The 16,925-nt window shown below is 46.1% G+C and carries 17 protein-coding genes; 9 read left to right on the plus strand and 8 right to left on the minus strand.

What is annotated here, in order from left to right:
- From Q0241_RS02025 to Q0241_RS02040, 4 genes are all read right to left on the minus strand, one after another.
- On the minus strand, positions 1–1,665 hold a 1,665-nt coding region (locus Q0241_RS02025; protein ID WP_299372265.1), incomplete at its 3' end, for a hypothetical protein.
- Entirely contained in the window at positions 1,662–4,421 is a 2,760-nt protein-coding gene (locus Q0241_RS02030; RefSeq protein WP_299372268.1) for a DUF4159 domain-containing protein, read from the minus strand. The genes Q0241_RS02025 and Q0241_RS02030, both read right to left, overlap by 4 nt.
- A complete protein-coding gene (locus Q0241_RS02035) occupies positions 4,414–5,424 on the minus strand; it encodes a DUF58 domain-containing protein (RefSeq protein ID WP_299372271.1) in 1,011 nt (336 codons plus the stop codon). The genes Q0241_RS02030 and Q0241_RS02035 overlap by 8 nt, the downstream gene beginning before the upstream one ends.
- A gap of 9 nt (positions 5,425–5,433) precedes the next feature.
- Entirely contained in the window at positions 5,434–6,447 is a 1,014-nt protein-coding gene (locus tag Q0241_RS02040; RefSeq protein ID WP_299372274.1) for a MoxR family ATPase, read from the minus strand.
- Positions 6,448–6,684: 237 nt separating this feature from the next.
- On the opposite strand from Q0241_RS02040, the gene Q0241_RS02045 reads away from it, so the two are divergent.
- From Q0241_RS02045 to Q0241_RS02060, 4 genes are all read left to right on the plus strand, one after another.
- Positions 6,685–7,212, plus strand: a complete 528-nt coding sequence (locus Q0241_RS02045; RefSeq protein WP_299372277.1) for a DUF1285 domain-containing protein — start codon at positions 6,685–6,687, stop codon at positions 7,210–7,212.
- A 74-nt stretch (positions 7,213–7,286) separates the two neighbouring features.
- Positions 7,287–7,928 (plus strand): CoA pyrophosphatase, encoded by a 642-nt coding sequence (locus tag Q0241_RS02050; protein WP_299372280.1) that lies wholly within the window; start codon positions 7,287–7,289, stop codon positions 7,926–7,928.
- Between the two features lie 6 nt (positions 7,929–7,934).
- A complete protein-coding gene (locus tag Q0241_RS02055; RefSeq protein ID WP_299372283.1) occupies positions 7,935–8,228 on the plus strand; it encodes a hypothetical protein in 294 nt (97 codons plus the stop codon).
- A complete protein-coding gene (locus tag Q0241_RS02060; protein WP_299372286.1) occupies positions 8,225–9,445 on the plus strand; it encodes a CCA tRNA nucleotidyltransferase in 1,221 nt (406 codons plus the stop codon). The genes Q0241_RS02055 and Q0241_RS02060 overlap by 4 nt, the downstream gene beginning before the upstream one ends.
- A 6-nt stretch (positions 9,446–9,451) precedes the next feature.
- Here Q0241_RS02060 and Q0241_RS02065 read toward each other — a convergent pair whose 3' ends face one another.
- The 3 genes from Q0241_RS02065 to Q0241_RS02075 form a co-directional block, all read right to left on the minus strand.
- Complete coding sequence (locus tag Q0241_RS02065; RefSeq protein ID WP_299372289.1) at positions 9,452–9,988, minus strand: GNAT family N-acetyltransferase; 537 nt, start codon at positions 9,986–9,988, stop codon at positions 9,452–9,454.
- A 103-nt stretch (positions 9,989–10,091) separates the two neighbouring features.
- Positions 10,092–10,991 carry an oxygen-dependent coproporphyrinogen oxidase gene (gene hemF, locus Q0241_RS02070; RefSeq protein ID WP_299372292.1) on the minus strand — a complete coding sequence of 300 codons (900 nt, stop codon included), beginning with the start codon at positions 10,989–10,991 and terminating at the stop codon, positions 10,092–10,094.
- Positions 10,992–11,049: 58 nt separating this feature from the next.
- The gene (locus Q0241_RS02075; RefSeq protein WP_299372295.1) at positions 11,050–11,526 is read right to left on the minus strand and encodes a tRNA (cytidine(34)-2'-O)-methyltransferase; all 477 of its coding nucleotides are present in this window, start codon (positions 11,524–11,526) and stop codon (positions 11,050–11,052) included.
- Positions 11,527–11,848: 322 nt separating this feature from the next.
- Between Q0241_RS02075 and petA the strand changes: the two genes are divergently transcribed.
- The 5 genes from petA to Q0241_RS02100 all read left to right on the plus strand — a co-directional run bounded on the left by petA (position 11,849) and on the right by Q0241_RS02100 (position 16,116).
- Entirely contained in the window at positions 11,849–12,403 is a 555-nt protein-coding gene (gene petA, locus Q0241_RS02080) for a ubiquinol-cytochrome c reductase iron-sulfur subunit (RefSeq protein WP_299372298.1), read from the plus strand.
- A gap of 12 nt (positions 12,404–12,415) precedes the next feature.
- Positions 12,416–13,627 (plus strand): cytochrome b N-terminal domain-containing protein, encoded by a 1,212-nt coding sequence (locus tag Q0241_RS02085; RefSeq protein WP_299372301.1) that lies wholly within the window; start codon positions 12,416–12,418, stop codon positions 13,625–13,627.
- A 14-nt stretch (positions 13,628–13,641) separates the two neighbouring features.
- Positions 13,642–14,400 carry a cytochrome c1 gene (locus Q0241_RS02090; RefSeq protein WP_299372303.1) on the plus strand — a complete coding sequence of 253 codons (759 nt, stop codon included), beginning with the start codon at positions 13,642–13,644 and terminating at the stop codon, positions 14,398–14,400.
- Positions 14,401–14,617: 217 nt separating this feature from the next.
- Positions 14,618–15,481, plus strand: a complete 864-nt coding sequence (locus Q0241_RS02095) for a VOC family protein (protein ID WP_299372306.1) — start codon at positions 14,618–14,620, stop codon at positions 15,479–15,481.
- 125 nt (positions 15,482–15,606) lie between these two features.
- Positions 15,607–16,116, plus strand: coding sequence for an HPP family protein (locus Q0241_RS02100; RefSeq protein ID WP_299372309.1), 510 nt, complete (start codon positions 15,607–15,609; stop codon positions 16,114–16,116).
- 98 nt (positions 16,117–16,214) lie between these two features.
- Here Q0241_RS02100 and Q0241_RS02105 read toward each other — a convergent pair.
- The coding region (locus Q0241_RS02105; protein ID WP_299372312.1) for a DUF933 domain-containing protein at positions 16,215–16,925 on the minus strand (711 nt) is incomplete at its 5' end.

Raw genomic sequence — 16,925 nt, forward strand, 5'->3', positions numbered from 1 at the left:
TTTTCCTGATGGGCTGGTTATAGAAAGTGTGGCTTCTTTCTCTGACATACTCTGGCGGGTGATCGTAAGCTGTTGATCCTTTAACCGTGCCTTTAATATTTCTTCTTCCAATTCAGGTTCTTTCATGAGCCAGTGGACCAAACGTCGAATTAATTCTGTTTGTGGGCCCCCGCCTTCGATATTTCGTCCCCATAACCAGATATGGTCACTGGTTATCTGTGCGACGCGTCCTGCTTCGTAATGATCCAGAATAAGCAAAGGGAGCTGGTTGTTCCCAGTCATAAGTGTTGATCCACCAATCGTATCTGTTTCAACCTGTCTGAACCAACGTCCCCACTGTGGTTTTTCATCGTGTGAAAGATTGGCCTTAGGCAGGCGTGCTGTTACAGGGTGGCGTAGCCCCATTTGTGTGATCAGTGGCTGAAAAGCTTGTTCAGATACTTTGCCCAGTGGTTCAGCAGGAAGAATGCTGCCCAAAGCTGTGTTGTAGAGCGACGCTGGTGAGGCATAGCCAGGACCGCCAACTTCTAAAAGAGCCCCCCCTTGTTTAACGTATCTTACGATATTGGTCAGGTAATGACTGGGCAGGAAGCCTTGGCGCTGGTATTGATCAAAAATGATCAGGTCGAAGTCTGCCAGCTTCACCTCGAATAGTTCGTGTATCGGAAAGGCAATCAGGGAAAGTTCTCTGATAGGGGTGCCATCTTGTTTGCTGGGGTGTCGTAGAATCGTAAAGTGGATGAGATCGACAGAAGGATCTTCTTTGAGAATATTCCGCCATGCGCGCTCACCGGGGTGGGGCTCACCTGAAATCAAAAGAACTTTTAGTCTGTCTCGAACGCCATTTGCGGTAAAAACAGCCTGATTATTGATCGGGGTGATTTCTTCATCCAAGGTTTCTGCCGTGATATCGAAAGTTGCTTCGCCCCGATTTTCCAGTGTTAGCTCATGCGTGATTGTCTGGTTAATTGGGGTTTCAAACTCTGCAACAACCTCACCGTTTTTTCGTAATGTAATTGTTGCCGGGGTACCTGTTTTATTAATATTTTCGTCGATGACTTTAAATGAAAGCTCGGTTTTTTGATTTATAATCCCAAAGGCAGGGGCCTGTTCAATGACAATACGGCGATCCCCTTTGTCGGGATCACCTGTTAAAAACAAATGAAGGGGAATGTCTTGTGGAAACTGTGTTCCTTCCAGTGTTTTTGGAATGTCATGAATTTGCCCGTCCGAGATAATAATAATACCGGCCAGACGTTCTTTATCTTCAGCAGTTAGGTATATTTCTTCGAATAATTTAGTACCGTTTTCAGCGTCACCGTTAATTTGGATCGTTTTGAGGATAAGATCTGACCGTTGATTAACTTGTTCATGCAATGAGGTTAAAGCATTTGCAGCTTGGCTTTTTCGCTTGCCGTAGCTCATTGATTGACTGTTGTCTACAATGGCGAGAACGAGTTCTGGCAAAGCCTCACTGACTTCTTTGTGGAGGTTGGGGTTGGCTAAAAAAACAGCAATAATCGCCAAGAAGACGGCTCTGAATTCTCCGCCCTTACTTTTGAGAAAAAAGAGGGAAAGTATTGAAATCAGTGCAAAGCCGATGATCACATAGATCATCCAAAGGGGAACGAGGGGTTGCCATTCTATTCCGTAACTAGAGATCATTGACCTAACCTCTCTAGAATATGGGGAATGTGAACCTGATCCTCTTTGTAGTTACCCGTTAATGCGTACATTACCAGATTGATACCAAACCGATAGGCGAGTTCTCGTTGGCGTTCTCCGCCTCGTACCATGGCATAGAGAGGGTGCCCCTGCCCATTTATGGCCCAGGCGCGGGACCAGTCATTTGATCCGATCAAAATTCTCGCAACACCGTCATTCCGATAGGGGTCCGTACTTTCCGTCCAAAAATCACGGTTATTATTACGGCCGGGAAAGCTTTCCAGAAGGTAAAAAGAACGTGTGATCACATGACCAGCAGGAACAGGTTCCATCTGTGGGATATTTATCTCATCCGTCAGCATCTGCAGGTATTGGGCATTCCCCTGTGACCCCAAAGCAGAGTTCAGGGTGTTTGAAGCTTCGCGCAGGTCAAACAGGATTAAACCGCCGTTGCTGATGTACTCATTCAGTTGTCGTTTGCCCCGTGCGGTCAAGGGTTCCTGAAGTGCGGTTATTGGCCAATAGAGGAAGGGATAAGGCGAGATTTGATCTCGGTCTAAATCCACGCCTGTAACTCTGACATTTTCTACGGCTGTACGTCTGTGCAATTGGAGTGAGAGACCAGCTAGCCCGGAATGACTGTCAGCATCGACCTTGTTATCTCCTGTAATGATATAGGCAAGATAAGTATTTAATGTTGCCTCGATGCCTTGGCTGTCTAATGGTTCTTTGATGTCTTGTGCTACAGCCCGGTGAGAAAGCATCAGTGTCGCGGGAAGTAAAAGAAGTAGAATAACAGCGACAGGTCTGCCGATAGCTACATTTGACAGTAATCCTCTGAGCCAGAGGGTCAGCGCTTGATCTAAAAGGAATAGGGTAAGGGCGATGAAAAGCAAAGGAACTTGGAGAGGACTTGCTTTCCTGGATTCATAAATTTGCCGATCGTCCGCTTGAAAGTCATTTCTTTGAATGTTTGGCAAATTGCCTGCAAGATTTACAGCTTTTTGCCTTTTGTCTTTGCCATAGTATCCAGGGGGTATTTTCGGACCAATGTTCTGAGCGGAGATCTTTTTATCTGGGGCTGTATCCAGTGTTATGGAAGAATTTTCTTTGGGAATAAGGTTGCCATAGGCATCAAGTATATCATGCACAGGAAGTTTACTGTCTGATGCATTGGTTGCGCCAACACCCTGACCAAACTGTAATATGCGCCTCAGAATATCAACAAATGAGCCCGACAAAGCCAGATTAGACCAGCGCGTGTTTGATGAAGTGTGTACCAATACCATCATGCCATCCCCATGACTGTCTGCAGTGACAAGAGGGGTGCCATCTTGAAGCCTAGCCCACGTGTGGCTATCAAGTTCCGGCGTAGGTTGAGCTAACAACTGGCCGGATACCGTTATTTCTGTGTTGTGAGGGAGGCCAAAAAACGGGCTGCTCTTGTCAAACTCTTCAAGGGTAAGAGGCTGTTCCCACGTTAAGTTTCCTTCCAGATTTCTATAGCCACTGCGAAGGGGGACGGGAATAAACTTGTCCCTTTTCTCTGCCAGATTGGGACCGGAAAATCTTAAAAGAAGGCCGCCTTGGTTAATCCACTGATTGAGTGTTTCTTCGTCATCAGAAGGGATACTTTCTTTATCAGTTAAAACAATTGTTGAAAGTTCTCGAGACAACAGTTCTTTCACAGATCCGTATCTGACGTCCGTAAACAGGCTTAAAGCCCGCTGAAGATAATAATGCTCACCAAGAAGGGATTTATTATCCTTTTGGCCTGCCGCTGTAAGAATTCCGACGGGGAAACGGTAATTGCTCTGGTCAAGTAAGAAGGTTGTTGCTGCGGTATTCTTTCCCACAACTATTACCTTTTGTGCTTTGTTATAAAGCTCATTGGGCATGTTAATGGTTACTGTGACAGCTTTCTCACCCTCCGCAAAAGTAATGTTTTCTGAGGCCAGTATTTCATTCTTGTCTGAAAGGGCTGCTACTCGTTCTTCTGTTTCTGGGCCCTCGAAGCCTCGTTCAATGGTTACCTTCAATCCACTTTTGTCTGGGGTTATGTCCGTAATCCATAGTGGAAGGTTCTCATTGGGCGGAAGATAAATCTCTGATGTGGCAAAAGGTATGTATCGTTCTAATGTTTCGTTTGTTTGTGATGTAGAGAGCAACCCGTTAGAAAGCCATAAAACTTTGAGAGGATGATAACGTTCAAGTTCTTCTTCGACTTGTTTTAGGGCGCCTTGCAGGTCAGATTGCCAGCTTTGGATTGACGAGAGCTGTTCTAAATTGGCTAAAAGATTTTCGGGATTTTTGAAGTCGGAAAAATGATACTGTCCAGTCGTGTCTTTTGCGGTAGTCAAAACAGCTACTTGTTTATTGCTACCTTTATTTTGTTCAAGAACAGAGCGCAACGTCGCAAGCTGTTTGGTCCAGCTGTTTGTTGAGGCCCAGTCATTATCCAACAAAACAAGTGTATTGTAGTTGTTATCGGTTCGCTTTACAGGGGCATATATGGGTTCGGATAGGGCTAGAATAAGAATAACTAAAATCAATATTCTAAGGAGAATAAGCCACCAAGCTGTCTTTTGAGGTTTGGAGGTTGATCCTTGTAAACCCAAGAGAAGTCGCAATGCTGGAAAGGTAATTTTTTTTGGCGCAGGTGGCGTTATACGTAGAATCAGCCAAACAACAGGGAGCGTGATGAGGCCAAGTAAGAGCCACGGATTTAAAAATCCTATGATTCCTAAATCAAGCATGCTCTGACCCCACATTTCCTCCGCTTGTTTCTGCCTCGCTTACGGTGTCGTTTGGGCTTTCTCCCCTAGTTTGTGTGGAAGCATTCTGACGCTCAGAGATGCTTCGGTAGAGGGTCAAAAGTGTTGATTCTGGTGATTTATCTGTTGTGTGGAGGATGTGGTTCCACCCCCATTTTTTGACGAGACGGGACAGGTCTTTGTTATGTGCCCTGATACGATCGATATAGAGATCACGGATAGATTCAACATCAGAATGTAAGAGCTCGCCGTCCCCATCCGGTTGTTGAAACTTCACTCGTCCTGTGTAGGGCAGGTTCATTTCTGCAGGGTCGAGAACCTGCACCAGCCAAACACGAAGGTTTTTGTGCGCAAGATTTGCAAAGACTTGCTTCTGTTCGGATAAGGGGGTGAGAAAATCGGAGAAACATACAACAGCAGCGTTTTGAGCAAAACGATGACCTTGAGGGAGTTCATATTCGGGATGCTTACCTTCGTTGTTCTTACGTTCTAAATTTTGATTTTCCAGCTGTTGCGCGATGGTATGAAGATTTTTTCTGGAATTTGAAGGGGGAGTGCCAGCCCCGGCCAGTGCGACTTTTTCGCCACCTCGAATGAGAAGCTGTGCAAGTGCTAGGCTAAGAACTGAAGCTCGATGTTTTTTTGTTACCAGTTTTTTGTCAGAAGCCCAATCCATTCCAGGGGCAGTATCGTTCCAGAGCCATAAGCTTTGGGCCGATTCCCATTCTTTTTGACGGATAAAAATACCTGCATTTTCAGAATTAGGGTCAGACTTGGCGGAACGACGCCAATCAATTTTACGCGGGGAATCCCCAGGACTATAGTGCCTGTATTGCCAGAACTCATCACCTTGTCCGACATGGCGTCTTCCATGCGCCCCTTGGAAAACTGTTGCGGCAACACGTTCTGCTTCAATCAGAAGAGGGGGAAGTGTTGCCGAAAGCTTCTCTGCAGAAGATTCTATTGATGGAGCCCGTTTGTACATATTAACCCTCTAGTTCAGGGGGGCGATAAGGCGCTTAATAATCTTTGATACGGTTATGCCTTCGGCTCTGGCTGTGAAGTCCAGATGAATTCTGTGTCTTAAAACCGGTGCAGCCAAGGCTATCACATCATCTAATGAGGGGCTTAATCTCCCCTGTAGCAGGCATCGCGCTTTACTGGCCATCATCAAGGCTTGACTGGCGCGTGGTCCGGGCCCCCAAGCGACGAACTGTTTTACAAAATCATCTTCTGTTTCTTCAGGGCGGCCATTTCTAACCAGCGATAAAATTCCCTCTAAAACATCTTCGCCGACAGGAATTTCCCTGACCAGCTTTTGTGCCGCAAGAAGCTCACGTGCTGTTAAAATGCCTTCTGCTTGGGGTTCGCTTGTTCCGGTCGTGGCAAGAAGCATCTGTTTTTCAGCTTCTCTGTCAGGATAGCCGACATAGATCTCTAAAAGAAATCTATCAAGCTGCGCTTCTGGGAGAGGGTAGGTTCCTTCCTGCTCTAAGGGGTTCTGTGTTGCAAGAACATGAAAAGGAGAGGGTAATTTGTGGCTTTGCCCGGCGACGGTGACAGTATGTTCCTGCATTGCTTGCAACAGGGCTGACTGAGTTCTGGGGCTGGCACGGTTGATTTCATCGGCCATTAGAAGTTGAGAGAAAACAGGCCCCTGAATAAAGCGGAAAGATCTTCGACCATCGTCGTCTTCTTCCAGGACCTCTGAACCAATGATATCTGATGGCATCAGGTCGGGTGTACATTGAATACGTTTTTCCTGTAAGCCAAAGACGATACCAAGATTTTCGACCAATCTGGTTTTCGCTAGTCCCGGTGCCCCGACGAGCAGGCCGTGTCCCCCGGCTAATAAGGTGATTAAGACTTGCTCAATGACATCTTCTTGCCCGAAGACAACTTTTCCTAGATTTTCATTGAGTTGTGCAAGGCGAGTGCAGAGTTGATCTGCCTGTAAGGTTAGGTCTTCGGATAATGTTGTACTCGGATTTCTATCCGTAGTGTCCATTTTATTTCCTCTTTTGACTTAACTTCAAATATATCGCTGCCTAAGTGTTTGGACTAAGCCCGTATCTGTGTTGTTGACCACAATCCTAGGCCATTGCCCAGATGTATCCTATGGTAGTATACATTTGTTCTTTGACGCATTCATTAACATCTTGGTTATAATGAACTTAAAACAAGCGTTTGCATAGTTATATCCGATCAATCAACAGTGATCTCTTGCTTATAGGGCCACAAAAAGATGACAGATTGTAGTGACTCGTCAGATAAAAGCGATTTAGCCGAAGCCGTCCGTAAGTTACCGATAACCAGTGATGTTGATATGCGCATAGACCGTAATGGCATTTGGTTTCACGAAGGACGGGAAATTGAGCGGAAGGCCTTGGCGCGATTATTTTCGACTGTTCTTAAGCGTGATGAGATGGGCGAATATTGGTTGGTGACGCCAGTTGAAAAAGCCCAGATTGTTGTCGAAGACGTTCCCTTTACGATTGTTGAACTTAAAAACGATGGGCAGGGGAAGGAACAGGTCCTTTCATTTCGAAGCAATATGGATCAGTGGTTTGATCTGGATAGGGATCATCCGATTCGAATTGATTATAAAGATGAAAGTGGCGAGCCCTCACCCTATATATTGGTAAGGCAGAACCTAGAGGCCCGTATCTTACGTGCCGTTTATTATCAGTTGATGGATTTAGCTGAAATAAAGGGCAGTGAAATCGGCGTATGGAGCTCAGGGGTATTTCATCTGCTGGGGAAGGTTGAATAACCGTACCCAATATCAGTCTATTATTATAGAAAAGGACGGTACAAAGCGTGGGTTTGAATTGGACATCTCAGAGATTGACACAGATTTTTGCACAGCAAAAAGCCGTGCCATCAGGGCAAGATAGCACGCGAGGTGATCATGACTTAAACCCGGGATTTTTTGATCCGACGCGGAATAAAACCGCCGCCGCTGTTGTTGTCCCTCTTGTCGAGAGAGAAGACGGGTTTACAGTTCTCCTAACAAAACGAACAGATCATCTTCATGATCATGCGGGGCAGGTCAGTTTCCCGGGGGGACGTGTTGATCCCACAGACAAAAATCATTGTGATACCGCCTTGCGAGAACTGGAAGAAGAGGTCGGTCTTCCCCGTAAACATGTCAGCATTATTGGGGAGCTGGATACTTATGTGACCCGTACAGGATTTGTGATCACACCTGTCGTTGGTCTTATTAAACCACCTTTTCCTGTTGAGCCGGACAGTTTTGAAGTTGCTGAAGTGTTTGAAGTTCCTTTGAATTTCTTTTTAGCCCCTGAAAGCCGCCAACGCCATTTTCGCGAATTTGAAGGCTATCGTCGATATTATTATGCTTTTCCCTTTAATGACTATTTTATTTGGGGGGCGACGGCGGGCATGTTGGTAAACTTGTGCGAGGTTCTAAGCCTTAATCAGAACAATAATTTTTCTAATAACCATATAACTTGTAATGGGGAATAACAGCGAATGCTGACCAGACTACTTCTAATCCTTTTGCCAATTCTGTTGCCGTTTGCTCTTTATCTTGCCTATTACCTTGTAACAAGAAGAGCCCGCTCTGAATCAGAAGGGGCAATGCGTGAAGAAGATTTGCCCTGGATAGAACGGGGGCCTTGGGCTTGGCTATTTTTAAGCGGTGTTGTTCTTGCTGGTATTGCGATGGGAATTTTCTTTTCAAATTCCGGCCCGGCTCCGGGTGACAGCCTTGTACCGCCGAGCTACCAGCCAAAAGTTCTGGATAATACCGATACTGATTTATGACGGTGACGTACAAGTTAGATAATCAGCAATGGATGCTGGCAGAAGAAACCCAACAGGTGATGCAAGCCTTATCAGTTGAAGGGCAAGACGTTCGTTTTGTCGGCGGTTGTGTGCGCGATGCAATGCTGGGACGTGAAATCAAGGACATTGACATTGCAACACCGGATCACCCGGAAAGGGTAATCAAGCTATTAAAGACTGCAAATATCAAAGCGATCCCAACGGGGCTTGATCATGGAACGATTACGGCCGTCTGCAATCATCAGGCTTTTGAAATCACAACATTGCGGGTTGATGTCGAAACGGATGGCCGTCATGCAACTGTGGCCTACACAGATAATTGGGAAGAAGATGCCGCCCGCCGGGATTTGACGATGAATGCCTTGTCTTGCCGCCTGGATGGAACGGTGTTTGATCCCTTCGGCGGGATTGAGGACCTCAAGGAAAGTCGAGTTAGATTTGTTGGTGAGGCAGAAACTCGCATCGAAGAAGACGCGCTCAGATTATTAAGGTTTTTCAGATTTCAAGCTTGGTACGGGACGGATGTTTTTGATGAGGAAGGTGTAACGGCAGCCAAGTCAAAAAAACATATGCTCAAAGGTTTGTCTGCGGAACGTATTCATAGCGAGTTAATGAGGCTTCTGTCTGCACCAAACCCGTTGCCCGTTATAAATGTTATGCTGGAAAATCAGATTTTTTCTCCCTTCTTGCCCGAAGTTCTTTCCGGTGGTTGTTTGGCACGGTTTATACCGCTGGAAGGTCGTAGAGATCCTCTTGTTCGGTTGGTTGCTTTACTAGAAGGGGGCGAAGCCAAAGATAAAGTTACCATCCCCGACCGCTTACGGTTTTCAACAGCAGAAAAACAGCATTTTCTCTCTTTGATAAAGCCTGAGTACGAAATTGATTCTGTTACGGATGAAATGCTGTTTAAAAAAGCTCTCTATCGTATTGGCGCTGGGCTGGTCTCGGATCTTCTCCGTTTACAAATGGCAAGAGATGGCGATGATTTCAAAAATAAAAATACTCAATATCGTGCCAAAATTGTCGAGGAATGGCGTCCGGTTTTCTTCCCTCTACACGGACGCGATCTTATTCAGGCAGGGGTCGAGCCGGGACCAAAAATGGGGCGGCTGCTAAAAACGACGGAAGATTGGTGGATTGAGCAATCGTTTCAACCTGATCAAGACCAGTGCCTGGCTTATGCTTTGAAGGTTTAGCCTAGATTATCTAGTTGTTTTTCTTGATATATAGTATTTGGTTTCCGGCAGGTCTTCAGACACCTTGATTATTTTTTCAAATACCAGACCAATTTTTTCAAGTACTTTGGCTGACCCTACATTATCGGGATTAACGATGCCGACAATTTTCTCTATTCCTAACTGAGTTTGCCCGTACTCTAGAACAGCGCTAGCTGCTTCGACGGCGTACCCTTTTGAGCAATATTCTGGAAGAAGGGCATAGCCAATATCGGGGTCATCGAGCCCATCGCGTTTGACCAGTCCGCACATGCCGATTGAAGCTTTGCCCTCTTTCAAGACAACCACGTAGAGGCCAAAGCCGTTTTCGCGATAACTGGTGACGGGGCCTGAATTAATGTAATCGCAAGCTTGGTCCAGTGTTCTGACTTCTTTGTCGACAATGTTTTTAATAAAAGCAGGATCATTCAAAAGACGTAGAATAAACGGAGCGTCAGCTTCGCCAATTTCCCTAACGATCAGACGATCTGTTTCCAATATAATCTTTTGCGGTACCGATAACATAAGAAGGTTCCTTCAAATGATTTGATATTTTCTTTTGGTCTTAATTTCAGGTGGCAGGCTTAGCTATTCCCGGGCTTCAAAGGGGGCGGTACTTCAGAGGATGCTATGGCCAAGCTGCCTCTGGTGGCATAGACATCAGGATTGCTTCGACATTTCCGCCCGTCTTGAGGCCAAACATGGTCCCACGATCGTAAAGCAGGTTGAATTCTGCATAGCGCCCTCGGCGGAAAAGTTGATGTTTTCGCTGTTCGTCGTTCCAATCCTTATGCATATGACGGCGCACAATCTGTGGATATATATCCAAGAATGCTCTGCCCACATCCTGTGTAAAGGCAAAGTCTGCGTCCCAGTTTCCGGTATTCAGGTAATCGTAGAAAATACCACCGACACCACGGGCTTCATTGCGGTGGGGAATATAGAAATATTCGTCACACCATTCTTTGAATACAGGGAAGAAACCAGGATTGTGTTTGTCACAGGCATCTTTGTAGGCCCTGTGAAAATCATGAGTGTCATGGTCTACGGGATACATGGGATTTAAATCACCACCACCGCCAAACCAACTGGTGGTCGTGACGATATGACGCGTGTTCATATGTACTGCTGGTACGAGGGGAGAGTGCATATGGGCAACAAGGGATATACCACTTGCCCAAAATCGTGGGTCTTTATCCGCGCCGGGAATGCGTTTGGAAAATTCGTCGCTGAACTCCCCCATAACCGTGGATATATTGACCCCCACCTTTTCAAATACGCGCCCATGCATGATGGACATTTCACCACCGCCACCACCGTCGCGATCCCACTGCTTTCTTTCAAAACGGCCTGCATCAGGCTCGCCAAGCTTTGCCAGTACCGTACCGGAGAGTTCGTCCTCCAGCCGTTCGAACTCGGCACAAATGCTATCCCTGAGTTGTCTGAACCAACGCTGAGCCTGCTCTTTATGATCTTCGGGCGCGTTGTGATTCGGGAAAGGACATGTCGGATCTTGCCGTTGGTACATCTGTTGCTCTTACGGTTACGGTGTTTTTGGGCGAGGCTGTAATAAGATAGTAATAACGTTATACGGTGCTTGGGACTGGAAATCCACCTGTCTGTCGCAGAGCTTCACCCAGAACCATCGCAGCCGATACGGCAATGTTCAGGGAGCGAACACCAGTCGCCATCGGGATGAGAACAGAATGGTCAACCGCCTGATGCACATCGTCAGGAACGCCGGCTGATTCTCTGCCAAGCATAAGTATATCGTCGGGTTGGAAGCTAAAATTTGTGTAAGGCTTGGCGGCTTTCGTTGATAGTAGGATCAAACGCTTTGGTTGTGTGCTTTCCAGTCGACTATGATTAAAAGCATCCCAGGATGTGTGGCGAACAAGTTCGGTTTGATCCAGATAATCCATGCCGGATCGTTTCATGCGTTTGTCATTGAGAACAAAACCACAGGGTTCGATAATGTCGACTGCGACATCAAGGCAGGCAGCCATTCGAAGCATTGTTCCTGTGTTTTGTGGAATATCCGGTTGGTAAAGAGCAAGACGCATGCTGTTCATCTCTATAATGAGGTAAAGATATAGCTATAAATGTGGGCCATAAATACGGAAGTGACGGAAAAAACGTTATTTTCCTGTCCGACTCACACTTAGAGTCTTTGCCTTTCTATGACAAATCCTTTATATCCCTGTCACTAAATATAGGACTAGTCCTAAGTGCGACAGGATGTCACATCCGTTCTTGCATCCTGCGATGCTTAGATGGGGGCGCAATTAGGGTTGGACAAGGGCAATGGCCCAAAAATCCTGTATCGTATCGCAGCTCTTTGTTTTAGAGTTGTAAGCTTGAGAGATGAAAATAGGGATTACACAAATGGCAGACGGCGCGAATCCTGAAAGTTCCGCCCAAGGGTCCGGTGAGACCCGGCGTGAATTTCTGTACCTGACGGCCGGGGCTATGACCGTTGTCGGGGCTGCTGGTGCAATATGGCCGATGATTGATTCTATGAATCCTTCGGCGGATGTTCTGGCTCTATCTTCTACTGAGGTAGATTTGTCACCGATCGAAGAAGGTCAGTCCGTAACCATTACCTGGCGCGGTAAACCTGTGTTTATCAGACGTCGTGGAGCTGAGGAAATTGCCGGTGCTGAGGAAACTCCGCTAGCTGATCTTCCTGATCCACAGACGGATGAAGATCGTGTGGAAAAACCTGAGTGGCTTATTCTAGTTGGTGTTTGTACGCACCTTGGATGTGTTCCACTTGGTCAGAAGACTGGTGAATCACGGGGTGATTATGGCGGATGGTTCTGTCCTTGCCATGGTTCACACTATGATACATCCGGGCGTATTCGTAAGGGGCCAGCTCCGAAGAACCTGGAAGTGCCGCCTTATGTCTTCTTGACTGACAACTCTATCAAGATCGGCTAGGGGGAACAGGTCATGAGTTTTAAAACAAATAATAAAGTCGTCCAGTGGGTTGAGGATCGTCTGCCTCTAATCTCTATGGGACATCACACCCTTTATGAATATCCAATGCCAAAGAACTTGAATTATCTTTGGAACTTTGGGTCACTAGCCGGATTTGCTCTGGTTACAATGATCGTAACGGGTATCATTCTCGCGATGCAATACACCGCACATGTTGATATGGCGTTCAATTCTGTTGAACGTATCATGCGCGATGTGAATAACGGTTGGTTGATCCGTTATATCCATATGAACATGGCATCGTTTTTCTTTATTGCTGTGTATATCCACATGATGCGTGGACTGTACTACGGATCTTACAAAGCGCCACGCGAACTTCTTTGGCAGCTGGGTGTTGTTATCTTCTTGTTGATGATGGCCACTGCGTTCATGGGATACGTACTTCCATGGGGACAAATGAGCTTCTGGGGTGCGACAGTTATTACGAACCTTTTCTCAGCCATTCCGGTTGTTGGTGAGAGCATCGTTACCTGGCTCTGGGGTGGTTTCTCTGTTGATAATCCAACGCTGAACCGTTTCTTTGCGCTGCACTATCTGCTGCCATTCATCATCGTTGCTGTTGTTGTTCTTCACATTGTGGCTCTCCACACTGTGACATCGAACAACCCGCTCGGTATCGATATGAAAGGTCCACAGGACAGCCTGACATTCCAGCCTTATTACACCATTAAAGATCTGTTCGGTCTTGGTGTTTTCTTGATACTGTTTGCTGGGTTCTTATTCTGGGCACCAAACTATATGGGGCACCCGGATAACTACATTCCTGCGAACCCGCTATCGACACCTGCGCATATTGTTCCAGAATGGTACTTCCTGCCTTTCTACGCAATTCTGCGTGCGGTTCCTGATAAGCTTGGTGGCGTTCTTGCCATGTTCGGTGCGATTGCCGTTCTGTTTGTTCTACCGTGGTTGGATCGTTCCAAAATTCGTAGCTGTAAGTTCCGTCCTGTTGCTCGGGTCTTCTTCTGGATCTTCCTTATCAATGGCCTCTTCCTTGGTTACCTTGGTGGTAAGCCCGCTGAAGGTTGGTACGTTGTTGCAAGTCAGATCGCGACTGCCTACTACTTCTTCCACTTCTTGATATTGCTGCCTGTTATTCTGCCGATGATTGAACGTCCGCGCGAATTACCAAGCTCTATCCATGAAGCTGTATTGAAATCTTGAGAGAGGAACGACTAATGAAGAAAATTCTGTCTGGCCTCTTTGCTGCGGCCCTTGGCTTTGCAACAGTTCCTGCTAATGCAGCAGGAGATGCTGTTCCATTGCCAGATTATGAATGGAGCTTTGATGGTGTTTTTGGCACTTATGACAAAGCTTCGCTGCAACGTGGATTCCAAGTTTACAAAGAAGTTTGCTCTGGATGTCATTCACTTGACTTGATCGCGTTCCGTAACTTGACTGATCTCGGGTACAATGTTGATGAGATCAAAGCAATTGCGTCTGAATATACAGTTGAAGACGGGCCGAATGACGAAGGCGAAATGTTTGAACGCAACGCAATTGCGTCCGATTATTTCCCGTCACCATTCCCTAACGAAAAAGCTGCGGCGGCATCAAACGGCGGTAAAGCACCACCTGATCTTTCGCTAATGGCAAAAGCTCGTGTCGGCGGTCCAAGTTTTGTGCGTGCGTTGTTGACGGGCTATGAAGATGCGCCAGAAGGTTTCGAGACTGGCGATCTGAGCTACAACAAGTATTTCCCAGGTCATCTGATTGCAATGGCACCGCCACTTTCAGAAGATGCTGTGGAATATGGCGATGGCACTGCGGCGACTGTTGATCAAATGGCAGCGGATGTCAGCCACTTCTTGATGTGGGCAGCTGAGCCAAAGCTTGAAGCGCGCAAAAATACAGGCGTGAAAGTTATGATCTTCCTGATCATTTTCACACTGGTCATGTATGCTGCAAAGCGTAAGGTATTTGCTAAAGTTCACTAAGACATCGTCTTGGTTTAGAAGAAAGGCTGCTCTGTTTGAGCAGCCTTTTTTTGTGTCATTTTTTTGTGTCATTTTTTTGTGTTTTCGTTGTGAATATATCAGCGTGAAATACCAAGCGGAATATATCTGGCAGATAAGGGAGATTCCTATATCGTTGTGAATGGAGTAGCTTAAAGCAACCGAAGAATATCTGCTGAATAATCGTAAGGAAATTTGAATGCTATTCAGTTCGTCTCTCAAGGGGATTGATCACCTGTTGATTGGTGTGCAGCAATTGGAAGAGGCACGTCATCATTACCTCCGTCTTGGGTTTCGACTAACACCCCGGGGGCGTCATATTGGTTGGGGAACGGCCAATTACTGTATTATGTTCCCGGATGATTATCTGGAGCTCATTGGTATCGTGGATAAAAATCAGGATACCAATGGACTGGATGTTTTTCTTGAAAATGGTGAAGGTGGATTAGGCCTTGCGTTCAGAAGTGAAGATATAGGGCAGACGGCTGCTTGTTTAAAAGAAGCGGGAGTTCCTATTGATGGTCCCAAGGATTTGAAACGCATACTCGAACTCGAACATGGTGATGTCATGCCTGCCTTTGAGCTTTTGCGATATGATAATCAGGTTAGTCCTAAAATATCTTCTTTTGTTTGTGACCACAAAACACCAGACGTGGTGTGGCAAAGCCAGTGGCTTGCACATGCAAATGGTGCCCGTGGTATCAAACGGGTGGTTTATGTAACCCCAAACCCGAGCGATGTGATTACCAAGTATTCTGAGTTTTTTGGTGCAGACACGGTTGTTGTTACAGATGGGTGTATTGATGTTTATGTAAGCGAGCGCAAACAAGTTTTACGGTTTATTGCGCCTGAAGATATTAGCCGCTTTTATCCGGGTGTTGAGCCAAACGATGGCGCAGCTGTCGACTATATGATTGCCTTTCATCTTTGGGTAGAGGATTTAAAGGTCACACAGGCTTATTTTGATCAATATAGGGTAAGTTACCAAAGAGAAGGTGATTCGCGTGTCAGGCTACAGAAAAATGATTCTTGTGGGGTTGTTCTCGCCTTCGATGCACTCTAATAACATTCTTTCTTTTTAGATTATCGTTTCAATTCGTAAATCTGATGATGCGATAACAATATAAAAATAGAACGATCGGTATACTTTCCTTATATCCAACACTGGATGAAATTTGGGTCTATGTGATGAAAAATTACCTTACGAAGTATCGGGGAAGGGGGACAGCTGTCCCAGCGATTCCGAGTGTTAGTCATATCTGGTGGAGTTGGCTCGGGGCTATGGTTGCTATTGGTGCTATAGCGTGGCTATCTGATCAGGCTGGGGCTCTGTTCTTTATGGCACCATTTGGAGCAAGCTGTGTATTGGTTTTTGGCGTTCCTAATAGTCCTTTGGCCCAGCCACGTAGCCTTGTCCTGGGGCATTTGATTGCAGCAGTGGTCGGGTTGCTTGTTCTCGAAGCTTTTGGGGCGGACTGGTTTTCAATGGGGGTAGCTGTTGCAACTGCAATTGCCTTTATGCAGTTAACGCGAACTTTGCACGCACCAGCTGGTGCAACGCCGCTTGTGATTATGCTTGAAGGGGCTGATTGGTCGTTTGTTTTTACCCCAGTATTAAGTGGTGCGCTTATCATTTTGTTTGTTGGTTTGATCACCAACAATCTGTCTCGTAACAGGTCTTATCCTGAATATTGGTAGTTGCGTAGTGTTATAGATGTTTCCACCAATTTCAGGCATCAAAAAAGGCGGTATTTTCTACCGCCTTTTTTATTCTTCAATTGCAAAATAGCAATTAGCTACACGTTAAAACGGAAGTGGAAAATATCACCATCTTTCGCGATATATTCTTTTCCTTCAGCACGCATTTTTCCTGCATCTTTAGCGCCTTGCTCACCATTGCAGTCAATGTAATCATCATAGGCAATGGTTTCGGCACGAATAAAGCCACGTTCAAAGTCCGTGTGAATAGCGCCTGCTGCATTTGGAGCGGTTGACCCTTCGACAACAGTCCATGCCCGTGCTTCTTTGGGGCCAACGGTAAAGAAGGTGAGGAGCCCCAGAAGGCCGTAACCTGCTGCGATAATTCTTTTTAGACCCGTTTCTTCCAAGCCTAGATCTGCGAGAAATTCAGCTTTTTCTTCTGGATCTGAAAGGGAGGCAACTTCGGCTTCGATTGCTGCAGAAATAATAACGCTCACACCGCCAGAGGCCGCGGCCATTTCTTCTACTTGCTTAGAATAATCGTTTCCGGTTGCAGCATTTTCTTCTTCGACGTTTGCAACATAGAGAACTGGTTTAGCAGTCAGTAGCTGAAGTTGGTTATAAATGTCGCGTTGATCTGAAGAAATATCTGCTGTTCTTGCCGGGTTCCCTTCTTGAAGAACGTCACCTACGATGGTGAGAACTTCAAGCTTGGCTTTGGCTTCTTTGTCGCCGCCTTTCGCCCGCTTTGCATTCGATGTGATTTGTTTTTCAACAGATTCAAGATCGGCAATAAGAAGCTCGGT

Origin of the sequence: uncultured Kiloniella sp. (genome assembly GCF_937128705.1) — a bacterium.
In the GTDB taxonomy this organism is placed as follows: Bacteria; Pseudomonadota; Alphaproteobacteria; order Kiloniellales; family Kiloniellaceae; genus Kiloniella.